Below are 22,698 nucleotides of genomic sequence, written 5' to 3'. Positions count from 1 at the left end.
TACCCTGTGCGGGGTTTGTGGTTTGCGAGCCGCCCTTGAGGCGTTTTCTTAGGGTGTTGTCATACTCCTGTCACATTGAACGCGTAGGGTACGCGCCATGAACCAAATTACCGATCTTTCCAACCCCCTGGTTGACTTCAATTCCGATGAGGCGCGGCGTCATCGGCGTGTGCGCTCGCTCAAGGATCGACTGGCCCGTTGGTCGGTTGCCGTGGGCGGCATTGGCGTTATCGTGGCGATATTGCTGATCTTCCTCTACCTGCTCTACGAGGTGGTACCTCTGTTCAAGGGGGCGGAGATGGAGCCGGTAGCCAGCTACCCGGCACCGGCACGGCAGGAGGGTTCACAGACCCTCTATCTGGCGATGGAGGAGCAGGCTGAGCTGGCGTTGCGCCTCGATAGCAGTGGTACCTTGCTGTTTTTCTCTACTCAGGACGGGGTGCCGCGCAAGAGCGTCCAGCTTCCCCTTCCGGAGGGGGCTGAGATCACCTCGATGGCGGAAGCCGACCCCAATACCCGCGAGGTAGCGGTGGGCCTGTCCAACGGCCAGGTGATCATGTTCAAGCACAGCTACCAGGTGAGCTATCCCAATGACGTGCGCTGGATTGAACCGCAGATCGAGTTCCCCTATGGCGAGCAGCCGATAACCCTGGATGAAGCGGGTGCCCCCCTGACCCAGCTGGCCCTGCGCGACAATGAGAACTCCATGATGCTGGCGGCCAGCACCGAGGCGGGGCTCCATGTCACCCTCTACAACAAGGAGATCGACTTCCTCACCGAGGAGGTAACCCTGGAGCGGGAGACCCTCGAACTGCCGGCGTTGCCCGGTGTGTTGAGCCGGGTGCTGATTGATCCGGAGCAGCGTTGGCTTTTTGTCGCGCTGGGCGCTAATCGCATGGCGGTGCTGGATGTTCGGGACCGGGATGAGCCGGTGGTCAACGCCGTACTGCCGGTGACCGAGGGGGGGGGCAGAATCACCGATATCGAGTTTCTGCTGGGGGGAACCTCCCTCCTGATCGGCGACAGCCAGGGTCGTATTAGCCAGTGGTTTCTGGTGCGCGATGACGACAACAAGTACAGCCTGCAAAAGGTAAGGGACTTTGAACTGGCTTCAAGCCCTATCGTAGCCATTGCGCCTGAGCATCGCCGCAAAGGCTTTATGGCGGCTGATAGTGAGGGACGGATTGGCCTCTACAACACCACAGCGCATCGCACCCTGCTGGTGGAGCAGAGCTCAAGTGCAGCGATTGAGGGGATGACCATTGCCCCTCGGGCCAATGGCCTGCTGCTGGAGCTGGGCGGTGGGCAGATGGAATATCTGGCGCTGCACAATGAGCACCCGGAGATCTCCTGGTCGGCCCTGTGGGACAAGGTCTGGTATGAGCACTACAGCGAGCCGGAGTACGTGTGGCAGTCCTCCGCCTCGACCAATGACTTCGAACCGAAGATGAGCCTGATGCCGCTCGCCTTCGGTACCCTCAAGGCCGCTTTTTACGCCATGCTGCTGGCCACTCCGCTGGCGATCTGTGGTGCCATCTACACCGCTTACTTCATGGCACCCGCCATGCGCCGCAAGGTCAAGCCGGTGATCGAGCTGATGGAAGCACTGCCAACGGTAATCCTCGGCTTCCTGGCCGGGCTCTGGCTGGCCCCTTTCGTGGAGGAGTCTTTGCCGGGGATCTTCGCCCTGCTGATTCTGGTGCCGGTAGCGATCCTTCTGTTCGGGTTCGCCTGGGCGCAACTGCCGGAGCGACTCCGTTCCCTGGTCCCTGAAGGCTGGCAGGCGCTGTTGCTGATCCCGGTAATCCTTGTGGCCAGCGCACTGGCGCTGGGCGCGAGTGGCCATATCGAAGTGCTGCTGTTCGACGGCAACATGCGCCACTGGATCAGTAGTGAGCTGGGCCTGAATTACGACCAGCGCAATGCACTGGTGGTAGGTCTGGCGATGGGCTTTGCCGTGATTCCGACCATTTTTTCCATCACTGAGGACGCTATCTTCAGTGTGCCCAAGCACCTGAGCTACGGCTCCCTGGCGCTGGGAGCAACCCCCTGGCAGACCCTTACCCGGGTGGTGTTGTTGACCGCCAGTCCGGGTATCTTCTCGGCGGTCATGATCGGGATGGGGCGCGCCGTGGGTGAAACCATGATCGTGCTGATGGCGACCGGTAATACGCCGATCATGGATGCCAATATCTTCGAGGGCATGCGTACCCTGGCGGCCAACATCGCCGTGGAGATGCCGGAGTCGGAGGTGGGCAGCTCTCACTACCGGGTACTGTTCCTGGCGGCCATGGTGCTGTTCCTGTTCACTTTTGTGGTGAACACCTTTGCAGAGATGGTGCGTCATCGCCTGCGCAAGAAGTACAGCTCTCTGTAGCGGTTAAAAACGGGATTCTATGATGCGAGTTTCTTTATCTTCCTGGTACAAAAGCGGTTCCCCCTTTGTGTGGCTCAATGCCGGGGCGGTCGCGATCAGCCTGGTGATGGTGATTGGCCTGATCGCGCTGATCGCCGTACGTGGATTGGGCCATTTCTGGCCCGGCAGCCTGATGGAGGCCGATTACCGGCTTCCCGGGCAACCCGAGCGGGTCATTCTGGGTGAAGTGGTGGAGACCGAAAAGGTACCTACCCTGCGTCTCGAGTCAGCCGGAGTGCCGGTGGTCGAGGCCGAGTTCATGCAGAGAGACCTGATCAAGATCGGCAACCGCGATCTGACCGGCGGCGATTTTGTGTGGGTGCTGGATGACTTCCTGCAAGATCGCCGTTACCCCGACGCCCTGGTGACGGTGGAGCGCCGCGAGTGGGGGAATTTTTACGGTCGTCTCAAGGCAGTGTACGAAGACGAACAGCTGGTGGCCAGTGGGGAGCAGGCCTGGCCTGTGTTACAGGAGCGGATTGAGCGAGCCCTCGACATCCATGACCAGATCTACCAGATCGAAAAGCACCAGATCGGCGCCATCAACTCCTCAATGGAGCGGTTGAGACTGCGTGAGCGGCGCTACCAGCTCAATGGAACCTACACCGCGGCGAGCGAAGCGGAGATCGCCAGTGAGCGCGCCGAGCTGGATGCGGCCTATCGCGTGCTGGAGGCGGAACTGTCCGAGCTCTATGTGAGATTCAATCGCGACCATATGGTCGGCGTGGCCAGCGATGGGTCCGAGGTGAGGATCTCCCTGGGTAATGTGGTGCGGGCCTTCCGTCCCAACGCGATGGGGCTGCTGCAGAAGATAGGTTTCTATTTTGCCAAGTTGTGGGAGTTCGTCAGCGACGACCCCCGTGAGGCCAACACCGAAGGGGGGATCTTCCCGGCGATCTTCGGTACCGTCATGATGGTGATCCTGATGTCGATCATTGTGACCCCCTTTGGTGTGGTGGCCGCGGTCTACCTGCGCGAGTACGCCAGCCAGGGACCGATCACCCGGGCGATCCGCATTGCGGTCAACAACCTGGCTGGAGTCCCCTCGATTGTGTACGGGGTATTTGGCCTGGGTTTCTTTGTCTATTTCCTGGGCTCCAATATCGACCAGCTGTTCTTCCCTGAAGCCCTGCCGGCCCCCACCTTTGGTACGCCGGGGCTGATGTGGGCGGCCATTACCCTGGCACTGCTGACGCTGCCGGTGGTGATTGTTGCCACCGAGGAGGGGTTGTCCCGTATTCCCAGTGCGGTTCGCGAGGGGAGCCTGGCACTGGGCGCTACCAAGGCGGAAACCCTGTGGCGGGTGGTGCTGCCCATGGCGAGCCCGGCGATGATGACTGGCCTGATCCTGGCGGTGGCGCGAGCCGCAGGCGAGGTGGCACCCCTGATGCTGGTGGGGGTGGTTAAACTTGCCCCCTCCTTGCCCCTCGACGGCAACTACCCCTTTCTGCACCTGGACCAGAAGTTTATGCACCTGGGCTTTCATATCTATGATGTGGGCTTCCAGAGTCCGAATGTGGAGGCGGCCCGTCCCCTGGTGTATGCCACGGCTCTGCTGCTGGTGGTGGTCATTGCAGTTCTGAACCTGTCGGCGGTGGCGATACGCAACCACCTGCGGGAAAAATACAAGGCGCTGGAAGTCTAACCACCGGTGTCGACTGGAGTATTGAATATGTCACAAGCAAACAGAGTAAGTGGTCACGGGCCAACGCAGGAGAACAACGAGGGGGGGCGTACCCACGGGATCGATACCGCATCCCTCGGTCGCACCCGTCAGAGCCTGAGCATGGAGCAGGAGGAGACCTGCATGGAGGTCTCCGGGCTGAATCTTTATTACGGCGAGAAGCAGGCCCTCAATAATATTGACCTGACCATCCCCAAAAACCGTGTCACCGCCTTTATCGGACCTTCCGGTTGTGGCAAGTCAACCTTGCTGCGCAGTATCAACCGCATGAATGACCTGGTGGATGGCTGCCGCATCGAAGGCAAGATCCTGCTGGACGGGGTGGATATCTACCAGCGTGGCACCGATGTAGCGGAGCTGCGCCGTCGGGTGGGCATGGTGTTCCAGAAGCCCAACCCCTTTCCCAAGAGCATCTACGAGAACGTCGCTTACGGCCTGCGTATCCAGGGGGTAAAGAACAAGCGGACCCTGGATGAGGTGGTGGAGCGTTCGCTCAGGGGCGCTGCCCTGTGGGAGGAGGTGAAAGACCGCCTGCATGAGAGTGCGCTCGGCATGTCGGGCGGTCAGCAGCAGCGACTGGTGATTGCCCGTACCATCGCGGTGGAGCCTGAGGTGCTGCTGCTGGATGAGCCGGCTTCGGCTCTGGACCCCATCTCGACCCTCAAGATTGAGGAGTTGATCAATGAGCTCAAGTCCCGCTATACCATTGTGATCGTTACTCACAACATGCAGCAGGCGGCGCGTGTGTCGGACTACACGGCTTTCATGTACATGGGGGACCTGATCGAGTTTGGCGATACCGACTCACTGTTCACTAACCCGGACAAAAAACAGACCGAAGACTACATAACCGGGCGCTACGGCTAATCCCGGGAGGCAACGAAAAGATCATGAAAATCAATACCGATCTACACACACAACACATATCCCAGCAGTTCAACGCCGAGCTCAATGAGGTGAAAAACCGCTTGCTGGCGATGGGCGGGCTGGTCGAAAAGCAGGTCTCCGACGCCATCGAAGCGCTGATCGAGGCCGACAGTGAGTTGGCCCGCAGCGTGCGCGAAAAGGATGAGCTGATCAATGATATGGAGATGGCGATCGACGAGGAGTGCACCCGCATTCTGGCGCGCCGCCAGCCAGCCGCGAGCGATCTGCGGTTAGTGATCGCCTGCTCCAAAGCCGCCAGTGACCTTGAGCGGGTGGGTGATGAAGCCGCCAAGGTGGCTCGACACGCGATTGAGTTGTGCGAGCAGGGGGAGTCACCTCGGGGTTATGTGGAAACCCGCCATATCGGCGATCGGGTGCGAGCGATGATCAAGGATAGCCTGACCGCGTTCGCCCGCTTTGATACCGATCTGGCGCTGACGGTTGCCAAAGCGGATAAATCGGTGGATATGGAGTACAAGAGCGCCATGCGTGAGCTGGTGACCTTTATGATGGAAGATCCACGGAGTATATCGCGGGTATTGAACATCATGTGGGTACTGCGCTCGCTGGAACGGGTGGGCGACCATGCCCGCAATATCGCTGAACACCTGATCTATCTGGTTAAGGGCACCGACGTTCGCCACCTGAGCTATAAAGAGATGAAACGTGAGCTGAAAGATTAGCCCTGAGCCCAAGCCTTGTGCGCTATGATTAGAGGCATCGGCAAGGGCGCAGGCGGGCTATGAAAAAAATCAGAGTGCTGGTGGTGGATGACGCGGCTTTTATCAGGGATCTGGTAAAGAAGACGGTCCGCTCTAAATTTCCTCACTTCCTGGTGGAGGAGGCGATTAATGGCCGCAAAGCCCAGTCCCTGCTGGAAAAACAGCGCTATGACCTGGTGCTTTGCGACTGGGAGATGCCTGAACTCAGTGGTCTTGAACTGCTGCAGTGGATGCGCAACGAGCGTTCACTGGATACCCCCTTTATTATGGTTACCAGCCGGGGCGACCGTGACAATGTGGTCGCAGCGGTACAGTCCGGGGTATCGGAATATATCGGCAAGCCGTTTTCCAGCGATGCGCTACTGAAGAAAATCATCAAAGTGCTCTCCCGCCGTCATTCTGCCAGCGACCTTAGAGGGAGCTCCCGCCCCGATACCCCGGGTGGGAGCGCCGAAGTACTGACCGGAGGCAGCGCCACCCATGCCGCCTCGGTCTCGGTGCTGACGCAGTCTCGTCCCGCTCCATCTCCCCCCCCCTCCCCTGCAGCCACCGAGGCATCCTCCTCTGTGGCTGCTCTGACCGGAGCTGCGACGACCCCGGCACCGGCCCCCAAAGGCGCTGGCAAGTCCGGCGCCAGAGGGTCGTCAGCGCAGTTACGGTTTCCTGATATGACCGTCGATTGTGTCGTCCAGGCACTGAGCCTGAAAGAGGTGAAGGCGGTGATTCGTCGGGGTGAGCGTATCCCGCAACTGCTCTCCCAGGCGGTGGTGGATCTCGAGCAGGGAGAGGAGCGGGAGGTAGCTCGCATCAATGGTTATATCAGCAAGCTGGAAGCGGCTGAGCAGAAGATGGACAGCGCCTTGATCGCCATCAGTATTCGTTTCGTCGATGATGATCCGCAAAAAATGGAGTACCTCTCCAAGATGATCGCCATGGGAACCGGTAAGCAGTATTTCTAGTGATGGGCGCCCTGTGCAGCGCTATCGGGCGGGTTTTGTAGTCAGGGAAACCTTCTTGTAGTATAACTACAACCAACGATTAAAACGCAGCCATTGGGCTGTTCAGCGTTGGACATCATGACGACGAAACTGCTAACCGATATCGAGCTGTGCCTGGGCTCCCTGCGAAAGTCGGAGCTTAAAGTGGCGGAACAGGTTCTGGCCCAGCCCTCCACCATCATTCACCTGAGCCTGGCCGGGCTGGCGGCGGCATCGCGTGTCAGTGAACCAACGGTTCTGCGGTTTTGCCGGGCGGTTGGCTGCAACGGGTTCCAGGACTTCAAACTGCAGCTGGCGCAGAGCCTGGCTGCGAACCGTGGCTTTGCCCAGTTTGACATAGACGCCAGCGATAAAACCTCGGATTACAAGCGCAAAATTTTTGACTCCACCATCGGTACCCTGGTGCAGACCCGGGATAAACTGGACCCCCAGGCGCTGGAAGATGCCATAGATCCCCTCGCACATGCCAAGCGGGTAGAGTTTTACGGTTATGGCGCCTCGGGTGCGGTTGCGAGCGATGCCCAGCACAAGTTTTTCCGTTTGCAAGTCGCCACGGCGGCCTACTCCGATCCGCATATGCAGGCGATGTCGGCGGCGACCATGCAGCCCGGCGATGTGGTGGTGGCGATCTCCCAAACAGGACGAACCCGGGAGCTGATGCACAGTGTGCGGCAGGTGCAGGAGCGCGGTGCCAAAGTGGTGGGCATCTGTCCCGCCAACACGCCTCTTGCTGAGCTCAGTGACTATCCCATCCTGATCGATGTGTCGGAAGATACGGAGGTCTACACGCCCCTGACATCACGCATCGTGCATCTGGTTGTGATCGATATTCTGGCGATGGGGGTGGCCATGGCGAGGGGGCCTGAGTTGGCCGAGCACCTGAAAACCGTGAAACGCAACCTCCGAAGCCTGCGCTTGAATCCTCGCTAAGCACCATTTTGGTGCGTTTTCCCCGAGTACGTTGGGTATTATCTACACAGCTGTTACCCCGTTATGGGGCGCTGCCCGAACAATCTGCACCCTTTGGTAGCAAAGGGCTGTGGCGCGCTATTAAATGGAGAAATAGAGAACATTTTTCTTGTGATTAGAGGTATTTTTTCTTAGCTTATTCCATGTACTCGTTACCTATAACAACAAAAATCAACCATTAGGAAGGGGTGTCACTATGCAAAACGAAAACATGAAAAAAAATAGTAAGCGGAATAACACCAGATCTCCGAAGGAGAAAAACGCTTCTCGCTCTCTCTTTGTTCGCCGCGCCATCGAAGACCACTTCGAGAACAAACGCCTTGATACCATGATTGGTAACGCCTACTGGGGCGATATCTAACAGCCCTCAAGCGGTCGCCGTGGCGGGGCGCCGCGGCGACCCTACCCCCAATCCCAAGCAGCGGTTTTATCCACGGTTAGTCACAGACTTATCCACAGCATTCCCTTGCCCTGACACCCGGGTTGCCGCTTCAACACCTGCGCTCTTTCCTTACCCTTCCTGTGGCTAAGGACTTACAGCAGTGGGCTCAGCAGCTGCGCCAGGTTTTCGGTCAAGCGCCGGATCAAGGGACGCCGTTTCCACTCCTCCAGCGCTATGCGGCAACTTTGTGCCCTGTACCCCTGCTGTAAGTAGGCCAGCGACTCGCCAAATTGAGGGTCGAAGGCGATCAGGGAGACCTCAAAATTAAGCCATACACTGCGCATATCCAGGTTGACGGTGCCAAAGATGGCAATCTGTCGATCGACGAGCACACTCTTGGTGTGTAGCAGCCCGCCGTCAAACTCCCAGATTTCAATGCCGGCGTTGAGCAGTTCGTAGAAGTAGGAGCGGCTGGCGTAGCGAACCAGGCGGGAATCGACCCGGCGGGGCAGTATGAGTTGAACCTGCACGCCGCGGGCGGCGGCGGACTTGAGTGCCGTCAGCAGAGCCTCATCGGGCACAAAGTAGGGGGTCGTGATGACCAGCTGCTCCTGCGCACTGTAGAGGGCGGCCAGCAGCAGCTGGTGGATCAGTTCTCGGGTGTCGTCGGGTCCCGAGGGAACCACCTGCAGGCCGCTGTCAACGCCCCCTTTTTCGGGCAGTTGCAGGTGACTGTACTCGAGGAAAACGTCGACAGTTTGCCCGGTCTCGATGTGCCAGTCCCATAGGAAAACGGCATTGAGGGCGTGTACCGCAGGGCCATGCAGGCGCGCCATCGCATCAACCCACTCCCCTACCCCTTCCTCCTGTTTAAAGTGGCGGGGGTCGACCAGGTTCATGCTGCCGGTGTAGCCGATGCAGTCGTCGATGACCACTACCTTGCGGTGGTTGCGAATATCCAGCCGCTCCAGAACCAGGCGCATGGCGCCCACCGGCAAGGTGGCCCTGACTTCGACGCCATGGGCTCTGAGCCGATTGGGCCAGTGACTCCTGAGGAAGGGGGCGCTGCCCACTGAGTCCAGCAATATGCGACATTCAACTCCGCGAGTGCGGGCCTCGATCAGTGCTTCGGCGATGCTGTCGGCCTCTCCTCCCTCGGACCAGATATAGAACTGGAGGTGGCAAAAGTGACGCGCATGGCGAATATCTTCAACAATAGAGGCGAGGATCGACAGGGAGTCATTGAGTAGCTCGAGGCGATTGTTGCACAGGGCCGGAATCCCCAGGGAGTTTTGGCTGAGGCGATAAACGCCACGGTAACAGGGGTCTATGCTGGGTAGTAGGTCCTGATGAGAGTCGCTCATCTGCTCAGCCCATCGGGAGTAGGCTGGGAGTAAGTGTTCGCTGCGCTTGAGGCGCTTGGAGCCTAGCCGGTGCTCGCCAATCAAAAGGTAGAGCGCGATACCAACAACGGGTAGTAAAAAAAGCAGCAATAGCCAGGCAAGGGAAACCCCAACGGGTCGGCGCCGCATCACAATACGAAGTGCCAGGGCAAGACTGACCAGCAGGTATGCCAGGGCGGCAGCGGAGCTATACAGAGTGAGGTCGGTATCCATTAAATTGCGGGTCTGTCTGAGCAGGGGGTGACCCATTAAAGCGATGAACGGCACTAAGATTCAAGAGTCATCCCGCGCCTCCCTCCATTAATGCAGCTCAGGGTGTGTTGTGCCACAATGGTCTGACTTGAAAAGACCGTCACTCTTTAGGGAGGGGCGTGGATGCATGACACGGAGAACTCTATGCACAAGCAGGTAACATTCTGGGCCGCTGCGCTGTCCTTGCCCCTGATGCTGGTTGGTTGTGGCCAGGAAGAGGTGACTACGGCTACGGAAGCGGTACGGCCGGTTAAAACAATGGTGGTGTCGTCTCCCGAGACGGCCAGTGTGAGAGTGTTTCCCGGAGTGATCGATGCCAACCAGAAAGTCGAGCTCGCCTTTCGGGTGTCGGGTAAGCTGAAGTCACTTCCCGTCCGCGAGGGTGAGGTGGTAACGGAGGGTCAGGTGATTGCCCAGCTGGATCCGGCTGACTACCAGATCGTGGAGCGGGATCGAAAAGCGCGTTACCAGGAAGCAAAGGCTAACTTTGATCGGGCCGCCCAGCTACTGCCTCAAGGCTATATCTCCAAGGCGGATTACGATCGCCTGGAGGCGACCTTCAAGAGTGCCGATGCCGCGCTCTCGGAAGCCCGCCAAAACCTGGAGTACACCACTCTCAAGGCCCCCTTTTCAGGACGGGTGGCTAAACGCCTGGTGGAAAATTTCCAGGAGGTGCAGGCCAAACAGACCATCGTTGAGCTACAGGACACCAGTTCGCTGGAGGTGAAGATCGATATACCCGAAAGCGATGTCAAACGGATGCGCGAGGACAGTGTGCGGCCGGTGCTGGTGGCTCGTTTTGGTCCCTCCCAGGACCAGAATTTTGCCCTCAAGGTGAAGGAGTACTCTACCGTCGCCGATACCAAGACCCAAACGTTCCGGGTAACCCTGTCAATGGACTCGCCGACCAGCTTTACGGTACTGCCGGGAATGACCACCTCGGTGGTGATGCATACCTCTCTGGGGGACCTGACCGGTATAGCAAGCTACCTTATTCCGCTCGATGCCGTGCATGGCGATATCAAACTCGATCCCCAGGTATGGGTTGTTGATGCGTCCACGATGACCCTTAAGGGGGTGCCCGTGAAGGTGGGCGCAATGCACGATAACAGCATAGAGGTGGTCGAAGGGTTGCAGGAGGGAGACCGGATAGTGACCGCCGGCGTCGCCTTTTTAACCGAGGGCCAAAAGGTCCGCCTTATGAAGGAGATTGAGCAGGCCGAGCCGATGGGCTCCGAAGGCGCGGCCAACTGAAGGCAATATTCATGGCACATGAAGCGATAAAAGTGGGGATGAATGATGAATATTGCTGAGTATTCAATCGTCAATAAAGTAGTGAGCTGGCTGGTGGTGCTGATTCTGGTGGGAGGCGGCCTGGGTGCCTACGAGCAGATGGGTAAGCTGGAAGATCCGGAGTACACCATCAAAGAGGCCAAAATCTTTACCCGCTACCCCGGTGCTAACGCCAAGCAGGTCAACGATGAGGTGACTTACCACATCGAGGATGCGGTGCAGCAGATGGGCCAGCTCAAGCGCATCAAAATGTCCATCTCCAGGGCAGGCATTTCCGAAGTCAGCGTGGAGTTCCAGGATAAATACCGTAAGGATGATTTTCCGCAGATTTACGATGAGCTGAGACGCAAAATTGGGGATATGCAGCACAAGCTGCCGCCCGGCGCGCAGCCCTCCCTGGTCTATGACGAGTTCGGTGACGTCTACGGGATTTACTACGGCCTTACGGGGGAGGGCTACACCTATCGGGAGCTGAAGGACTACGCGGATCTGCTCAAAAAAGAGCTGGTGCTGGTGCACGGGGTTCGCAAGGTGGTCATCGGTGGGTATATCGATGAGGTGGTCTACATTGAGCTGGCCCGCAACCGTATGGCCGAGCTTGGGATCTCCCCACAAACCATCATTGGCGTGCTGGAGAGCCAGAACGTGGTGGCCGATGCGGGACGTATTCGGGTGAACAATGATTACATCCGTGTTGAGCCGACGGGGGAGTCGCAATCGGTTAAAGAGATTGGCGATATCCTGATCAGCAGCGATGACCGACGCCTGACCTACCTCAAGGATATTGCAACGGTTCGTCGGGGCTATCAGGAGGTGCCAAGCAAGTTGAGCTACATCAACGGCAAACCAGGACTCACCATCGGTATTTCGATGATCTCCGGGGTTAACGTTGTTGAGGTGGGGCGCAATCTGGGAAAACGGGGTCAGGAGATGATGGAGCTGGCACCGGTGGGTATGGAGTTTACCCCTATCTATGACCAGGCCCAGGAGGTGGAAAATTCAGTTAACGGCTTTGTGATCAGTGTCGGCCAGGCGTTGGTGATCGTGATCGTGGTATTGCTTTTTTTCATGGGCGTCCGTGTAGGCCTGATCATCGGAGCGGTGTTATTGATCACTGTCTGTGGAACCCTCTGGTTTATGGACATGAAAGCGATCGAACTGCAGCGCATTTCGCTGGGTGCGCTGATTATCGCCCTGGGCATGCTGGTGGATAATGCGATCGTGGTGGCTGAAGGGATGCTGGTTCGCATTCGCGGGGGTATGGATCCTGTCAAGGCAGGTAATGAGGTGGTTAGCCAGACCATCTGGCCCCTGTTGGGGGGGACGGTGATCGGCATACTCGCCTTTTCAGCCATTGGCCTGTCCCAGGACTCAACCGGAGAGTTCATCAACTCACTGTTCTGGGTGATCCTGATTTCGCTGCTGCTGAGCTGGTTCACGGCGATCACGACCACCCCCATGCTCTGTGCCTGGTTGATAAAGCCCGACCCCAAAGACAGCGGGAGTGAAGAGCAAGCCGATGCATACTCCGGTGCCGGTTTTCGCATTTACCGCTCGCTGCTGGCCAGTGCGATTCGCATGCGCTTCGTGACCCTGGCGGTGGTGGTGGCCCTGTTCGCTGGCTCTATCGCCGGGTTTGGGTTTGTGCGCCAGGCTTTCTTCCCCGATTCCAATACGCCCCTGTTTTTTGTCGATCTGTGGGAGGTGGAGGGGACCGATATTCGCCATACCCGGGATGATCTGCTGCTGATCGATGAGTTCATCCGTGCTCAGGAGGGGGTTGTTACCACCTCGGCCTTTGTGGGCGGCGGGGCGGACCGCTTTACGCTGGTCTACAACCCGGAGTCTGCGACCACTGCCTACGGCCAGATTATTGTTGAGATGGAGTCCCGCGAGCAGATTGCGGCCATGAAAACAAAGATCGAAGCGTTCATGGAGCAGACCCTGCCCAATACCGAGCCCAAGGTGAAAAACCTGCGTATAGGCCCCGGGCGTGACTCCAAGATCGAGGCCCGTTTTAGTGGGCCGGACTATGAAGTTTTAAGGGAGCTGTCGGAAAAAGCGCAGGCCATATTCCGTGCCGACCCTGAGGCCAAGGATATTCGCGACGACTGGCGTCAGCCGGTTAAACTGATCAAGCCGGTGTTTAATGAGAGTGTGGCTCGTCAGCTGGGTATTAACCGACAAGACCTGGCGAGGGCGCTCAAGCAGGGCTTCGAGGGCACCCAGGTGGGCATCTATCGCGATGGTATCCGCTTGCTGCCGATGATTCTGTGGCCACCCGCCGACGAGCGGGAAGATGTTTCGAGCGTGCAGGATCTGCAGGTATGGAGCCCGGTACTGAACACCTCGGTGCCTGTGGGGCAGGTGGTTTCAGAATGGAAAACCGTGTGGGAGAACGCCATCATCCGTAACCGTGATCGGCGGGCAACCATCATTGCTTCAACCAACCCCAAGAGTGATCTGGCAACCCCATTGTTCGAGCGGGTCAAACCTCAGGTCGAAGCGATCGAGTTGCCGCCGGGCTACCTCCTGGAGTGGGGCGGAGAGTATGAAGATACCAAAAACGCCCAGGACGCCCTGTTCGGAGCGTTGCCGGGCGGCTTCCTGATGATGATCATCGTCACTATTTTGCTGTTCGGGAAGATCCGACAGCCACTGATTATCTGGCTGACGGTACCCTTGGCCACCATCGGCATCACGGCGGGCCTGCTGATTTCCAACGGCGCATTTGACTTTATGGCCCTGCTGGGCGCGCTCAGCCTGGTCGGCCTGCTGATCAAGAATGCGATCGTCCTGATTGAGGAGATCGACCTGCAGATTGGTGAGGGTAAAGAGCCCTTTACGGGGATTCTGGATGCTTCCGTAGCGCGTATGCGTCCGGTGATGATGGCGGCCAGTACCACCATTCTGGGTATGATTCCGCTGCTCCCCGATGTGTTCTTCGTGAACATGGCGCTGACGGTGATGTTTGGTCTCGGTTTTGCCACCGTGTTAACGCTGGTGGTGATTCCCGTGCTTTACGCGGTGTTCTTTAAGGTACCTAACCCACGCTGACCGAGGCGGCCACCGATCGGGGTATGCGCTCGATCGGTGGGGTCCGGATCAAGTGTCAGGGGTGGGGCAGTCGCCGGCGATGCCAAGGCGAGTAGTAGCGTACGTAGCCGGGAGCGTGGGCAATAATGCCGGAGATGAGGATGATACTGATAAAAAGCGGTGCTGACTGAGCCGGCCAATAGAGCATGGCGGCGATCAGCGCCAGCTTGACGAGAACGCTCAGCCCCTTAAGTTGCAGCAGCCATACGCCGTGGCCCCAAATCTCGATCAGGGCCATCAGAAGGCCCGAAAACAGCAGGATATGGAGATAGGTGGCAGGGGGTGGTGCACCCCCTGTGACGAGGAAGCTGGCACCGGTGCCGGCCACCCCCAACAGGTGCAGGGTTCGGAGGAGAATCATCGACCAGCGTTTGCCGTGGAAGCTGCGCCCCTGGGGCGGGAATAGCCACCGATGAATCCACATCGACGGGCGCGGCCTAAAAGTTAGCCGGTGTGGTACAGCTCACCAGACGTAACTGCTGATCGAAGGGGTTATTGAAGCGGTGCGGCTGTGTGCTTTCGAAATAGTAACAATCTCCCGCTTCGAGGATCGAGACTTCACTACCGACGGTGAGCTCCAGTTTGCCCTCAAGTACCACACCCGCCTCCTCACCCTCATGGGCCAGCATCTCTGTGCCGGTATCGGTGCCGGGAGGCATGGTCTCAATCATAAAGGCCATGGAGCGCTCGCTCCGACCTTTGCCGACCAGCAGCATCTCGATGCCGTCCATGCCGAGATCCAAAAGCTCGTCAGCGCGATAGACGATTTTTTGTGTGTGATCGGGCTCGAGGTCCATGGAGAAGAAATCAACCAGTGACATCGGGATGCCACTGAGCACCTTCTTCAGCGAACTGATCGAGGGGCTGACGCTGTTTTTCTCGATCATGGAGATGGTGCTGTTGGTGACGCCAACGCGCTTGGCCAGCTCTCGCTGGGACAAGCCGTGCTGCTTGCGGATCGCCTTGAGCCGTCCGCCTACATCCAAATCTGTTCCGACCATGGTGCTCTCAGGGTTGTGATCGTTTGATCATCACACGAGTGTTCAAAATTTGCAACGATTCGGCGGCTTTCGCTGGCGATGTTTGCCCATGAAAAGTATCAAAGAGTTTTGGTCTGTTTAGGTGATAGATAGCCGGATAAATCACTTGCCATGCTATCTTGGATAGTAATAGCCTAAAGTCTCTTATCAATTATAAGAAAATTATCATGCGTAACCTTAAAGAAACTGTGCGTAAACTGGACCGGATCGATCGTAATATCCTGCGCGAACTGCAGCGCGACGGGCGCATCTCCTATGTGGATCTTGCCGCCAAAGTGGGGTTAAGCACGACCCCCTGCATGGAGCGGGTCAAGCGGCTGGAGCGGGCAGGGGTGATTGAAGGCTACGCTGCCAAGTTAAACCCGCAATTGCTGGAAGCGGGTCTGCTGGTCTTTGTTGAAATCAGTCTCTACTCCAAGTCGGCCGATATTTTCGATGAGTTCCGCCATGCGGTGATCGGTCTTCCCCATGTGCTGGAGTGCCATCTGGTGTCGGGTGACTTTGACTACCTGGTGAAGGCCAGAATCTCTGAAATGGCCTCCTACCGCGAGCTTTTGGGGGATATTCTGTTGAAGCTGCCCGGTGTCCGTGAGTCAAAAAGCTATATCGTGATGGAGGAGCTCAAAGAGACCCTGGCCATCCCGATACAGGACCCGCGCCGCTAAAACTCAGCCACCAGCCGTTGGAAGGCAGGCTTGTAAATCGGGCTCAGGTTGGCAAGCCGGAAGCCCGCACCGAACTCTTCGGAAAAACTCGATCCCTGGCACCAGACACAGACCGCCTGTAGCTTTATCTCGGCAGGGCCAATGCGCTCATCCGGTAGGGAAAAGCTGAAGTTGAAGAGGGTGTCCGGGGCCAGCGTCTGCTGGGTCAGGAGCATGAACCCCTCGACCGTAATATCGAAGATCCGTCCGACCGCTTCACCCGTATCATCATTAGTGACCGGTACCACCGACTTGAGGCGTTTGCGGGGCAAGGCTCTGTGTTCAGAGGGCATTGTCGATCCATCACTTGGTTTGGCTAGAGTATATCAGGGCTCGGTTTGCGGCGTTTAAAAAATGAGCCTGCGCACAAAAGTGGCGCAAGAATCAACTGCTACACTCAAAGCTAAGGGTTGTCCTAGGGGGGCACATCCAGTCAAAGGGTCAAAGTCTTTACCAAGCCTCTACACAACAAAAGGAAGTATTGGTGGTCTAAATTTTTGCCCTCGGTACCGGGTGAGCAAGCGCGAAGTATCGTGTGATCAAAAAAATAGTCAAAGCAGCAGGTGATCAGCATGGATATTTTTAATAGCTATAAAAATCGTTATGAGTCCACCCAGCATGAGGAGTTGAGCCTTCAGGAGTACCTCCAGCTTTGCAAAGACGACCCCAGTACCTATGCCTCTGCCTCGGAGAGGATGCTGATGGCGATTGGTGAGCCTGAGCTGGTGGACACTTCGCGGGACCCTCGCCTGAGCCGGATTTTCTCCAACAAGCTGATCAAGCGCTACGCCTCCTTTGAAGAGTTTTATGGCATGGAGGAGGCGATCGAACAGATCGTCTCCTACTTTCGTCATGCCGCCCAGGGGCTGGAGGAGAAGAAACAGATTCTTTACCTGTTGGGGCCGGTCGGTGGAGGTAAGTCCTCACTAGCGGAACGATTAAAATTCCTGATTCAGAAGGTGCCCTTCTATGCGATCAAGGGATCGCCGGTGTATGAGTCCCCGCTCGGACTCTTCAACCCTGCCGAGGATGCCACCATCCTGCAGGAGGAATACGGAATTCCCCGTCGCTACCTCAAAGGGATCATGTCGCCCTGGGCGGTGAAGCGCTTGCAGGAGTTTGGTGGCGATATCTCCCAGTTCAAGGTGGTTAAACTCTTCCCCTCGGTTGCCAACCTGGTTGCGGTGGCCAAGACCGAGCCCGGAGACGAGAACAATCAGGATATCTCCGCGCTGGTGGGTAAGGTGGACATTCGCCAGCTCGAGGAGTTTTCCCAGAATGACCCTGATGCCTACAGCTTCTCAGGCGGACTGTGCCACGCCAACCAGGGATTGCTCGAGTTTGTAGAGATGTTTAAGGCACCCATCAAGGTCCTGCACCCGCTCCTGACCGCCACCCAGGAGGGTAACTACAACAGCACCGAAGGGATGGGAAGCATTCCCTTTGACGGCATTGTGCTGGCGCACTCCAACGAGTCGGAGTGGCAGAGTTTTAAAAACAACAAAACCAACGAGGCCTTTATCGACCGGGTCTATATCGTCAAGGTTCCCTACTGCACAAGGGTGACCGAAGAGGTACATATCTACGAAAAGCTGTTGCAAAACAGCTCCCTGAACAAGGCCCCCTGTGCGCCGGATACCCTGCGGATGCTGGCTCAGTTCTCGGTGCTGTCGCGCATTAAGGAGCCGGAAAACTCCAACGTATTCTCGAAGATGCGCGTCTACGATGGCCAAAACCTCAAGGATACCGATCCTAATGCCAAGTCGCTGCAGGAGTACAAGGATACGGCAGGTGTGGATGAGGGTATGGAGGGCTTGTCCACCCGCTTTGCCTTCAAGATTCTTTCGAAGGTGTTCAACTTTGATCCTGCCGAGGTGGCGGCTAACCCGGTCCACCTGCTGTACGTCCTGGAACAGCAGATAGAGCAGCAGCAATACCCCCAGGAGGTACATGACCGCTACCTGCGATTCATCAAAGAGTTCCTGGCACCCAAGTACATCGAGTTCCTGGGCAAAGAGATACAGACCGCCTACCTCGAGTCCTACTCAGAGTATGGACAGAACATTTTCGACCGCTACATCACCTATGCCGATTTCTGGATACAGGACCAGGAGTACAGGGATCCTGAAACCGGTGACATTCTTAACCGGGCGGCTATCAACGATGAGCTTGAGAAGATCGAAAAGCCCGCCAGCATCGCTAATCCCAAAGATTTCCGTAACGAAATCGTCAACTTTGTGCTGAGGGCCCGGGCTAACAACAATGGCAAAAATCCCAGCTGGCTGAGCTACGAAAAGATGCGAACCGTGATCGAGAAAAAGATGTTCTCAAATACAGAGGATCTGTTGCCGGTCATCTCCTTCAATGCAAAAGCCTCTGCGGATGATCAAAGCAAGCATGCGGAGTTCGTCAAGCGCATGACGCAGCGGGGTTATACCGAGAAACAGGTTCGCCTGTTATCCGAATGGTATATTCGAGTGAGGAAGTCTCAGTAGTCATTCGGGGGATTATCCATGAGCCATATTATCGACCGCCGGTTGAATGCCAAGAACAAAAGTACGGTGAATCGGCAGAGGTTCCTTGAGCGCTATAAAAAGCACATCAAGAAGGCGGTCTCTGGCGCGGTTACCCAGCGCAGTATTACGGATGTCAAAAGCGGTAGCGATATTACTATCCCCCGCAAGGATATATCGGAGCCTATCTTCCACCACGGCCAGGGTGGCGATGTCACCACGGTTCATCCGGGTAACAAGGAGTTCTTGTCCGGTGACCGTATCAAGCGGCCGCTGGGTGGTGGCGCAGGGGGCGGTGGAGGAAGTGGTGAAGCCAGCAACGATGGCGAAGGGCTGGATGATTTTACCTTCCACATCAGCCAGGAGGAGTTCCTCGAGTTCGTATTCGAAGACCTTGAGCTGCCCTTTCTGGTTAAGAAACAGCTCAAGGATGCCAGCGCCTTCAGCCTCCGCCAGGCTGGATTTTCCAACAAGGGATCACCGGAAAAGCTGAATATTGTTCGCTCCCTTCGAAGTGCCCATGCCCGAAGAATCGCGCTCTCCGGCAAGGAGCGGAGAGAGATTCGGGCGCTAAAGAGAGAGCTTCGTCAGCTCGAGCTCTCCGCCGGTGAGCGTAACGAGAGCAGGATTATTGAGTTAAAAGAGCAGATCAAAGCGCTCAACCTGAAGCTAAAACGGCTACCATTCATTGATGAGTTTGATCTCAAATTCAATAACTTTGTGCGGGTTCCGCAGCCGAGTACCAAGGCAGTGATGCTGTGCCTTATGGATGTCTCGGGGTCGATGACCCAGGAAATCAAGGACATGGCCAAGCGCTTTTTCTTGCTCCTCTACCTCTTTCTGCAAAGGAACTACAAGCAGATAGAGGTGGTATTTATCCGCCATCACACCTCGGCCAAGGAGGTGGATGAAAACGATTTTTTCTACTCGCGGGAAACCGGAGGCACCATCGTATCCAGCGCCCTGGAGCTCTGCTACAAGGTGATACAGCAGCGGTATCCTACCGCCGACTGGAATGTGTATGTGGCGCAGGCATCCGATGGCGATAACTGGGAGGGGGACTCATCGGTGTGTAGCAAGATACTCACCACCCACCTGCTGCCCCTGGTTCAGTATTTTGCCTATGTCGAGATAACAGACCGTAACCACCAAAACCTGTGGCGGGAGTATGAAACGATCCAGGAGGACAACCATGATAGCTTCGCCATGCAGCAGATAAAATCGGCTGCGGATATCTATCCTGTGTTCCGGCGTCTTTTCGAGAGGAAACAGGCATGAGTGACAGAAAGCCCATATCAGAGGGGTCGGAGTGGACCTTTGAGCTGATCGAGCGCTACGACAAGGAGATTGCCCGGGTGGCGGCGCTATATCGGCTCGATACCTACCCCAACCAGATTGAGGTGATCAGCTCGGAGCAGATGATGGACGCCTACTCGTCAACGGGAATGCCGTTGATGTATAGCCACTGGTCGTTTGGGAAACAGTTTCTCAGTACGCAGCAAAACTATCAGCGTGGACGAATGGGACTGGCCTATGAAATCGTCATTAACTCCAGCCCCTGTATTGCCTACCTGATGGAAGAGAACACCATGCCCATGCAGGCACTGGTGATTGCCCACGCTTGCTATGGACATAACTCCTTTTTTAAGGGGAACTACCTGTTCAGAACCTGGACCGATGCGGAATCGATCATTGATTACCTGCTGTTTGCCAAAAGCTATATTGCCCATTGCGAGGAACGCTACGGTATTGATGCGGTAGAGAGCGTTCTGGACTCCTGCCATGCGTTGATGAACTTCGGGGTCAACCGCTACACCCGGCCGGCCCCGATCTCTGCCGAGCAGGAGAAAGCACGCCAGGCCGAGCGCGAGGAGTATCGGCAGCGGCAGCTCAATGAGCTCTGGAATACGATTCCCAAAGCGGGAGAAAAGGTGGCGGAGTCCAGTGAGTCACGTTTTCCGCCCGAGCCGGAAGAGAACATTCTTTATTTTATCGAGAAGAATGCTCCCCTGCTGGAGACCTGGCAGCGTGAACTGGTGCGCATCGTTCGCAAAGTGGCCCAGTACTACTATCCCCAGCGCCAGACCCAGGTGATGAATGAGGGGTGGGCCACTTTCTGGCACTACACGTTACTACACCACTTGCACTCGGAGGGGCTGGTGACGGATGGATTTATCATGGAGTTCTTGCATTCGCACTCGAATGTGATCTTCCAGCCCGGGTTTGACGACCCCCGTTACAGCGGCATAAACCCCTATACCCTCGGTTTTAATATGATGGCGGACATTCGGCGTATCTGTGAGCAACCCACCGCCGAGGACAGGCAATGGTTCCCCGAGATCGCGGGGGCCAACTGGCTGGATACGCTGCATTTTGCGATGGAAAACTTCAAGGATGAAAGCTTTATCCTGCAGTTCCTTTCGCCGCGGATTATGCGTGAGCTAAAGCTCTTTGCCATTCGCGACAATGAGTCGGAACCGACCCTGGAGGTGGCGGCGATTCATGATGAAAGCGGCTATCGGGCGGTGAGGGAGGCGTTGGCTGCACAGTACAACCTGGGCAACCGTGAGCCGAATATCCAGGTGTACAACGTCAACATCAAAGGGGACCGCTCGTTGACCCTGCGCCATACCCAGCACAACAACCGGCCACTGGGGGGCAGCACCCGGGAGATGCTGCGACACCTGCACAACCTCTGGGGGTTTGATATTCACCTGGAATCGGTCAACGACGGCGTCGTCAAAACCACTTACCACTGCCCGGAGATCAATAAGCCGGGCGTTGCTGCCTGAAGCGGGGAAGGGGTGGAGGCCATGGGACCGGGCATCCCTGGACCGCTGCCGTCATCCTGACTCTCGGGATCTGGCTAGCGCCTCCCGATTGATCGCTACCGTCATCCTGACTCTCGGGATCTGGCTAGCGCTTCCCGATTGATCGCTACCGTCATCCTGACTCACGCGATCTACCTGGCGTTACCCACGGATCGCTACCGTCATCCTGACTCACGAGATCTACCTACGTCCTGTAGGCAAAAAAAAGCCCCGACCAGAATGAGGAGTGGTCGGGGCACAGGATGTACCAATTAGGAGTCAAGCGAGTCACTTAACTGCGTACAGTGTAGGGGGCTTGGCCGCATTGACCTATTCGTAATACTACGGCCCCGATAGGGATAAATACCTACCCCCGTGGGCTCACAGGCCCGCTTCGCCCTTAACCTTGCCCCCCGACTCTTCTATAATCGTGCGCCAACCATCTGATCAGTGGCCGCCCGACGGCCGTTACAAGGGCACTATGAGCACAATTCGCACCCTCACCGGTATCACTACCTCGGGCACTCCGCACCTGGGTAACTACGTTGGCGCCATCAAACCGGCGATTCAGGACAGCCTGAATCCGGGTATCAGCGCTTACTACTTCATGGCCGACTACCACGCCATCATCAAAACCCGGGACCCGCAGCGGGTGCATGAGTCCTCATTGCAGGTGGCGGCGACCTGGCTGGCCTGTGGGCTGGATACCGACAGGGTCACTTTCTACCGACAGTCCGATATTCCCGAAATCATGGAGCTTTGCTGGGTCCTCAACTGCATGACCGCCAAGGGGCTGATGAACCGGGCCCACGCCTACAAAGCTGCGGTGGATGCCAATGTGGCCGAAGGCAACGATGCCGACCAGGCGATCACCATGGGGCTGTTCAGCTACCCGGTGCTGATGGCGGCCGATATCCTGATGTTCAATGCCCATAAAGTCCCGGTAGGGCGCGATCAGGTGCAGCACCTGGAGATGGCGCGTGATATCGCCGATCGTATGAACCACCACTACAAGGTGGGCTTTACCCTGCCGGAAGCGGTGGTGGGAGAAAATGTGGCTGTGCTGCAAGGGCTGGACGGCCGCAAGATGAGCAAAAGCTACGACAACACCATCCCGCTGTTTGAGCCCGAGAACAAGCTGCGCAAATCGATTAACAAGATCAAGACCAACCTGCTGGAGCCGGGAGAGCCCAAGGACCCGGATGACTCCACCCTGTTCCAGATCTGGAAAGCTTTTGCGGATGAGAGCCAGATCGATTACATGCGCCGTGAATTTGAAAACGGGATCGCCTGGGGGGAGGCCAAAAAGCAGCTGTTTGAACTGGTCAATGAAGAGCTGAAGGGGCCGCGAGCGCGCTATGAGGCGCTGATGAAGGACCCGGGCTATGTTGAGGCGGAGCTGATCAAGGGGGCCGTTAAGGCGCGCGAGCAAGCCACCCCCTTTATGGAGCGCGTGCGTCGCGCGATGGGAATACGTCCACTGGCCTGA

General features: G+C 57.0%; 18 protein-coding genes. 14 read left to right on the top strand and 4 right to left on the bottom strand.

All coding sequences use genetic code 11. From position 1 onward, the window contains the following. The first annotated feature begins 97 nt into the window (after positions 1-97). The 7 genes from D0544_RS11565 to D0544_RS17170 all read left to right on the top strand — a co-directional run bounded on the left by D0544_RS11565 (position 98) and on the right by D0544_RS17170 (position 8,077). Entirely contained in the window at positions 98-2,377 is a 2,280-nt protein-coding gene (locus D0544_RS11565) for an ABC transporter permease subunit (RefSeq protein ID WP_125016305.1), read from the top strand. Between the two features lie 22 nt (positions 2,378-2,399). Then, a complete protein-coding gene (gene pstA, locus D0544_RS17245; RefSeq protein ID WP_279387273.1) occupies positions 2,400-4,061 on the top strand; it encodes a phosphate ABC transporter permease PstA in 1,662 nt (553 codons plus the stop codon). Between the two features lie 27 nt (positions 4,062-4,088). Then, positions 4,089-4,967, top strand: a complete 879-nt coding sequence (gene pstB / locus D0544_RS17240) for a phosphate ABC transporter ATP-binding protein PstB (protein WP_125016301.1) — start codon at positions 4,089-4,091, stop codon at positions 4,965-4,967. A gap of 23 nt (positions 4,968-4,990) precedes the next feature. Beyond that, entirely contained in the window at positions 4,991-5,710 is a 720-nt protein-coding gene (gene phoU / locus D0544_RS11550; protein WP_125016299.1) for a phosphate signaling complex protein PhoU, read from the top strand. Between the two features lie 59 nt (positions 5,711-5,769). Further along, a complete protein-coding gene (locus D0544_RS11545; RefSeq protein ID WP_125016297.1) occupies positions 5,770-6,708 on the top strand; it encodes a response regulator in 939 nt (312 codons plus the stop codon). A 117-nt stretch (positions 6,709-6,825) separates the two neighbouring features. Further along, positions 6,826-7,677 carry a transcriptional regulator HexR gene (hexR, locus tag D0544_RS11540; protein WP_125016295.1) on the top strand — a complete coding sequence of 284 codons (852 nt, stop codon included), beginning with the start codon at positions 6,826-6,828 and terminating at the stop codon, positions 7,675-7,677. 235 nt (positions 7,678-7,912) lie between these two features. Then, on the top strand, positions 7,913-8,077 hold the full coding sequence (locus D0544_RS17170; RefSeq protein ID WP_164880913.1) for a PA3496 family putative envelope integrity protein: 165 nt from the start codon (positions 7,913-7,915) through the stop codon (positions 8,075-8,077). Between the two features lie 173 nt (positions 8,078-8,250). On the opposite strand, the gene cls is transcribed toward D0544_RS17170, so the two are convergent. After that, a complete protein-coding gene (gene cls, locus D0544_RS11535) occupies positions 8,251-9,714 on the bottom strand; it encodes a cardiolipin synthase (RefSeq protein ID WP_125016293.1) in 1,464 nt (487 codons plus the stop codon). 183 nt (positions 9,715-9,897) lie between these two features. Here cls and D0544_RS11530 point away from each other — a divergent pair, with 183 nt between their 5' ends. After that, on the top strand, positions 9,898-11,007 hold the full coding sequence (locus D0544_RS11530) for an efflux RND transporter periplasmic adaptor subunit (protein WP_207905866.1): 1,110 nt from the start codon (positions 9,898-9,900) through the stop codon (positions 11,005-11,007). 42 nt (positions 11,008-11,049) lie between these two features. Further along, positions 11,050-14,103: an efflux RND transporter permease subunit gene (locus D0544_RS11525; RefSeq protein WP_243647327.1), complete on the top strand. Its 3,054-nt coding sequence runs from the start codon at positions 11,050-11,052 to the stop codon at positions 14,101-14,103. 55 nt (positions 14,104-14,158) lie between these two features. Here D0544_RS11525 and D0544_RS11520 read toward each other — a convergent pair whose 3' ends face one another. Beyond that, complete coding sequence (locus D0544_RS11520) at positions 14,159-14,566, bottom strand: hypothetical protein (protein ID WP_125016291.1); 408 nt, start codon at positions 14,564-14,566, stop codon at positions 14,159-14,161. A gap of 13 nt (positions 14,567-14,579) precedes the next feature. Beyond that, positions 14,580-15,143: a cupin domain-containing protein gene (locus D0544_RS11515; RefSeq protein WP_243647326.1), complete on the bottom strand. Its 564-nt coding sequence runs from the start codon at positions 15,141-15,143 to the stop codon at positions 14,580-14,582. Positions 15,144-15,349: 206 nt separating this feature from the next. Between D0544_RS11515 and lrp the strand changes: the two genes are divergently transcribed. Then, positions 15,350-15,847, top strand: a complete 498-nt coding sequence (gene lrp / locus D0544_RS11510) for a leucine-responsive transcriptional regulator Lrp (protein ID WP_125016289.1) — start codon at positions 15,350-15,352, stop codon at positions 15,845-15,847. Here lrp and D0544_RS11505 read toward each other — a convergent pair. Then, positions 15,844-16,179 (bottom strand): PilZ domain-containing protein, encoded by a 336-nt coding sequence (locus D0544_RS11505; protein WP_125016287.1) that lies wholly within the window; start codon positions 16,177-16,179, stop codon positions 15,844-15,846. The two genes, lrp and D0544_RS11505, sit on opposite strands and share 4 nt — an antisense overlap. Before the next feature lie 279 nt (positions 16,180-16,458). Between D0544_RS11505 and D0544_RS11500 the strand changes: the two genes are divergently transcribed. The 4 genes from D0544_RS11500 (at position 16,459) to trpS (ending at position 22,698) form a co-directional block, all read left to right on the top strand. Continuing rightward, positions 16,459-18,381 carry a PrkA family serine protein kinase gene (locus D0544_RS11500; RefSeq protein ID WP_125016285.1) on the top strand — a complete coding sequence of 641 codons (1,923 nt, stop codon included), beginning with the start codon at positions 16,459-16,461 and terminating at the stop codon, positions 18,379-18,381. Between the two features lie 18 nt (positions 18,382-18,399). Continuing rightward, positions 18,400-19,677 carry a YeaH/YhbH family protein gene (locus D0544_RS11495; RefSeq protein ID WP_125016277.1) on the top strand — a complete coding sequence of 426 codons (1,278 nt, stop codon included), beginning with the start codon at positions 18,400-18,402 and terminating at the stop codon, positions 19,675-19,677. After that, positions 19,674-21,191: a SpoVR family protein gene (locus D0544_RS11490; RefSeq protein ID WP_125016275.1), complete on the top strand. Its 1,518-nt coding sequence runs from the start codon at positions 19,674-19,676 to the stop codon at positions 21,189-21,191. Before D0544_RS11495 ends, D0544_RS11490 begins: the two co-directional genes overlap by 4 nt. A 499-nt stretch (positions 21,192-21,690) precedes the next feature. Continuing rightward, on the top strand, positions 21,691-22,698 hold the full coding sequence (gene trpS, locus D0544_RS11485; RefSeq protein WP_125016273.1) for a tryptophan--tRNA ligase: 1,008 nt from the start codon (positions 21,691-21,693) through the stop codon (positions 22,696-22,698).

The organism is Aestuariirhabdus litorea (assembly GCF_003864255.1).
GTDB classification, from domain to species: Bacteria; Pseudomonadota; Gammaproteobacteria; order Pseudomonadales; family Aestuariirhabdaceae; genus Aestuariirhabdus; species Aestuariirhabdus litorea.
The sequence above is the reverse complement of the archived record's forward strand: the minus strand, read 5'-3'. Positions and strand labels throughout refer to the sequence as shown.

Excerpts from the sequence above, each read along its gene's own strand:
- lrp (WP_125016289.1), top strand. The coding sequence starts at position 15,350 with ATGCGTAACCTTAAAGAAACTGTGCGTAAACTGGACCGGATCGATCGT.
- D0544_RS11495 (WP_125016277.1), top strand. The coding sequence starts at position 18,400 with ATGAGCCATATTATCGACCGCCGGTTGAATGCCAAGAACAAAAGTACG.
- hexR (WP_125016295.1), top strand. The coding sequence starts at position 6,826 with ATGACGACGAAACTGCTAACCGATATCGAGCTGTGCCTGGGCTCCCTG.
- D0544_RS17170 (WP_164880913.1), top strand. The coding sequence starts at position 7,913 with ATGCAAAACGAAAACATGAAAAAAAATAGTAAGCGGAATAACACCAGA.
- D0544_RS11490 (WP_125016275.1), top strand. The coding sequence starts at position 19,674 with ATGAGTGACAGAAAGCCCATATCAGAGGGGTCGGAGTGGACCTTTGAG.
- trpS (WP_125016273.1), top strand. The coding sequence starts at position 21,691 with ATGAGCACAATTCGCACCCTCACCGGTATCACTACCTCGGGCACTCCG.
- D0544_RS11520 (WP_125016291.1), bottom strand. The coding sequence starts at position 14,566 with ATGTGGATTCATCGGTGGCTATTCCCGCCCCAGGGGCGCAGCTTCCAC.
- D0544_RS11545 (WP_125016297.1), top strand. The coding sequence starts at position 5,770 with ATGAAAAAAATCAGAGTGCTGGTGGTGGATGACGCGGCTTTTATCAGG.
- pstA (WP_279387273.1), top strand. The coding sequence starts at position 2,400 with ATGCGAGTTTCTTTATCTTCCTGGTACAAAAGCGGTTCCCCCTTTGTG.
- D0544_RS11565 (WP_125016305.1), top strand. The coding sequence starts at position 98 with ATGAACCAAATTACCGATCTTTCCAACCCCCTGGTTGACTTCAATTCC.
- pstB (WP_125016301.1), top strand. The coding sequence starts at position 4,089 with ATGTCACAAGCAAACAGAGTAAGTGGTCACGGGCCAACGCAGGAGAAC.
- phoU (WP_125016299.1), top strand. The coding sequence starts at position 4,991 with ATGAAAATCAATACCGATCTACACACACAACACATATCCCAGCAGTTC.
- D0544_RS11525 (WP_243647327.1), top strand. The coding sequence starts at position 11,050 with ATGATGAATATTGCTGAGTATTCAATCGTCAATAAAGTAGTGAGCTGG.
- D0544_RS11515 (WP_243647326.1), bottom strand. The coding sequence starts at position 15,143 with ATGGTCGGAACAGATTTGGATGTAGGCGGACGGCTCAAGGCGATCCGC.
- D0544_RS11530 (WP_207905866.1), top strand. The coding sequence starts at position 9,898 with ATGCACAAGCAGGTAACATTCTGGGCCGCTGCGCTGTCCTTGCCCCTG.
- cls (WP_125016293.1), bottom strand. The coding sequence starts at position 9,714 with ATGGATACCGACCTCACTCTGTATAGCTCCGCTGCCGCCCTGGCATAC.
- D0544_RS11505 (WP_125016287.1), bottom strand. The coding sequence starts at position 16,179 with ATGCCCTCTGAACACAGAGCCTTGCCCCGCAAACGCCTCAAGTCGGTG.
- D0544_RS11500 (WP_125016285.1), top strand. The coding sequence starts at position 16,459 with ATGGATATTTTTAATAGCTATAAAAATCGTTATGAGTCCACCCAGCAT.